This is a genomic window from endosymbiont of Lamellibrachia barhami (assembly GCF_011947365.2).
Classification (GTDB): domain Bacteria; phylum Pseudomonadota; class Gammaproteobacteria; order Chromatiales; family Chromatiaceae; genus QGON01.
Map to the genome: position 1 here is coordinate 1,340,366 of NZ_JAAVSH020000001.1, position 2,434 is coordinate 1,342,799.

3 protein-coding genes and 1 pseudogene are annotated in these 2,434 nt (G+C 40.6%); 1 reads left to right on the plus strand and 3 read right to left on the minus strand.

What is annotated here, in order from left to right; translation table 11 throughout:
• Window positions 1-140: 140 nt before the first annotated feature.
• Window positions 141-570 (plus strand): annotated as a pseudogene (gene tnpA / locus G9Q73_RS06000) (IS200/IS605 family transposase).
• A 456-nt stretch (window positions 571-1,026) separates the two neighbouring features.
• Here the strand turns inward: tnpA and G9Q73_RS06005 are convergent.
• The 3 genes from G9Q73_RS06005 to G9Q73_RS06015 form a co-directional block, all read right to left on the minus strand.
• On the minus strand, window positions 1,027-1,311 hold the full coding sequence (locus G9Q73_RS06005) for a hypothetical protein (RefSeq protein WP_177418983.1): 285 nt from the start codon (window positions 1,309-1,311) through the stop codon (window positions 1,027-1,029).
• A 152-nt stretch (window positions 1,312-1,463) separates the two neighbouring features.
• Window positions 1,464-1,802, minus strand: a complete 339-nt coding sequence (locus tag G9Q73_RS06010; protein WP_369408846.1) for a type II toxin-antitoxin system PemK/MazF family toxin — start codon at window positions 1,800-1,802, stop codon at window positions 1,464-1,466.
• Window positions 1,802-2,038, minus strand: a complete 237-nt coding sequence (locus G9Q73_RS06015) for a hypothetical protein (protein WP_177418985.1) — start codon at window positions 2,036-2,038, stop codon at window positions 1,802-1,804. The genes G9Q73_RS06010 and G9Q73_RS06015 overlap by 1 nt, the downstream gene beginning before the upstream one ends.
• Window positions 2,039-2,434: the final 396 nt, after the last annotated feature.

A 2,434-nucleotide genomic window follows, 5' to 3' on the forward strand; every position in this document is an offset into this window, starting at 1 on the left:
TTGCATCAGTATTGCTTTGGATTTCGTTACGTATTATATTCCCTCGATTATGTGATAATTTTCCAACACCAAGGTTTAAACCTGGCTTTAGCCAGTCAGCTTCAACTGCGATACTGTACCTGCTCGCCTTGGAGGTTGGTATGGATTACAGATACGGCAGTCATACGGTTTATCAAATAGAGTACCACTTTGTATGGGTAACGAAGTATCGATACAAAATTACTGACAGAATGGCAGGACAGGTGCAAAGAGCTTGTCAGACAGACCTGTGAAGCCTTCGAGATACGGATTGTTCGAGGGGTAGTTAGCAAAGATCATGTGCACATATTGGTGAGTTGTCCTCCAAATATGGCTCCAAGTGAGATCATGAGACGAATTAAGGGGCGCACATCGAGTAAGTTGTTTGAAGAATTTCCGCACGTAAAGAAGAAGTATTGGGGACGGCATTTTTGGGCACGAGGCTATTTTTGTGCAACAGTTGGTCAGATGACGGAAGAGATGATCAAGGAGTATCTGGAGCATCACTTTGAGCCGAAACCTGACGATGATTTCAAAATGGAGCCTGATTAGGACGCGTCGTTTAGTCGACGCGTATCCGGACTTTCAGTCCGTAATTTGAACCCACCGGCTTTAGCCGGTGTGTTGTTCAGTCATTATTCACTATTTCTTTGATGTCCATTTAGTGACTTCGATATGCTTTCCTTAGCGCGTAATCGTAGAGTTAGTACTAGCACCCCAGTGCTTATGAATAACACGTATACAACCGATAAAGGGTGCATGACCCTGGATACCATAACGCTCAATTCATACCAGAAATATGCATTGGATCCCGCCTCTTGAGCATGTGCTGTACTTGGGGGGAAATAATTGAAAGCCACGCTTACCAATTGAATTGCTAGAAAACCAAGACCACCTATGAACAATAAACTACCAGATATTTTTTCTTTCGTTGACCAAGCTATGCTCCCTGAATAAATGATCATCAACGCGCATATGCTTTGTATTACATAAGACATTAATTATGGTTCACTCTTCTTCCATAGGAAAGTATGTATACGTTGTATGCTTCATGCGACTCTCATGAAGTAGCTCATGCACTACTTTTACTTCTAATGTTGGCTCAATGCCATCGGACATTGCTATGGCTTTTATTATTTGTGGATCTTTTCCTACTAATACCATGGCTTGTTCTTCGGCGCTTATTTTATTACTTGCATCAACTACCTTAGTTACAAAAAAACCCACATGTTTTGTTTTTTCATTAGTAGGAATTTCGTAATTTTCACCTTGTAAAAATACTGCATATTTCATTCTGTTAGCCTGATGCGCTTATTCCTACACATAACGTCGCAAATCACCGGAAGGCAAAAGTGGTGTTTGGTTTGTGTAAAATGAAGCGTAGCGTAATACACAAACCAAACAACGCTTTTGGCTGTCCGAGTGAATTTGCTTTGTTAGATTTTTCATATGCCAAGAACAAGCTTCAGCCCCTCATTTAATGAAAGAAATTGTTTGTTATTTAGCTTGCCAGCTTGATCAGTTAAATATGACTTATCCAGGGTAATTATCTGCGAAACATTAACAACTGAATCTCGGTTAATTCCTGACTTTGATTTTGCTAGCTTGAAATTGCCTGGGGCATTCACTAAGCGAAGATTTGATGTGATAACCGCACAAATTACTGTTTGTATAAGGCTTTGGTTAAATTCATTGGAAGAGATTACAACAACTGGACGTCGGCAGCCTGGCTCTGACCCTCTCGGCTCTTCCATTGATGCCCACCATATTTCTCCTCTTTTCACTACCATTCATCCTCTTGAATAGATTTCAATTGCATTGATATTAATTCCGTATCAAGAGCAGATGACGCTTCACCATATATTGAATTCAATGACTCCGTAACGTCCAGATATTTATGGTTATTCATGTACTCAGAGATGGCAGTTGAAAATAATTCGCTGCGAGACATACCGAGGTGATGTGCCATATTTTCAGCTGCCTGAAAGATAGGGTCTGGAATTGAGATTGCTGTTTTCATAATGAACAAGTATAACCCAAGTTATACTTCTGTCAATGAGCTTTATAAATCTAACGCCTCACACACCGGAAGGCAAAAGTGGCGTTGGTTTGTGCAAAATGGAGCGCAGCGGAATGCACAAATCAACGACGCTTTTGCCTGTCCGAGTGAATGTGTTTGTTAGCTGAACTCCGCACTCAAATAGAAAAAATAGGGAAGAGGGGAGATAAGCTATTGAAATAATATGGAATTTCTTCTTCATTACCTAAGAATTCCTTTTGCCCTTTTGTTTTATGCTTTCCTTTTTCCGCTTTCAGGCGGGTGATGATTCACCAGTTTACGCCTGTTTGGTTTGGTGACCAACTATCCCGCTTCAGCGTATGACGGATTTTGTATTTACCAGAAAATAATAATTCG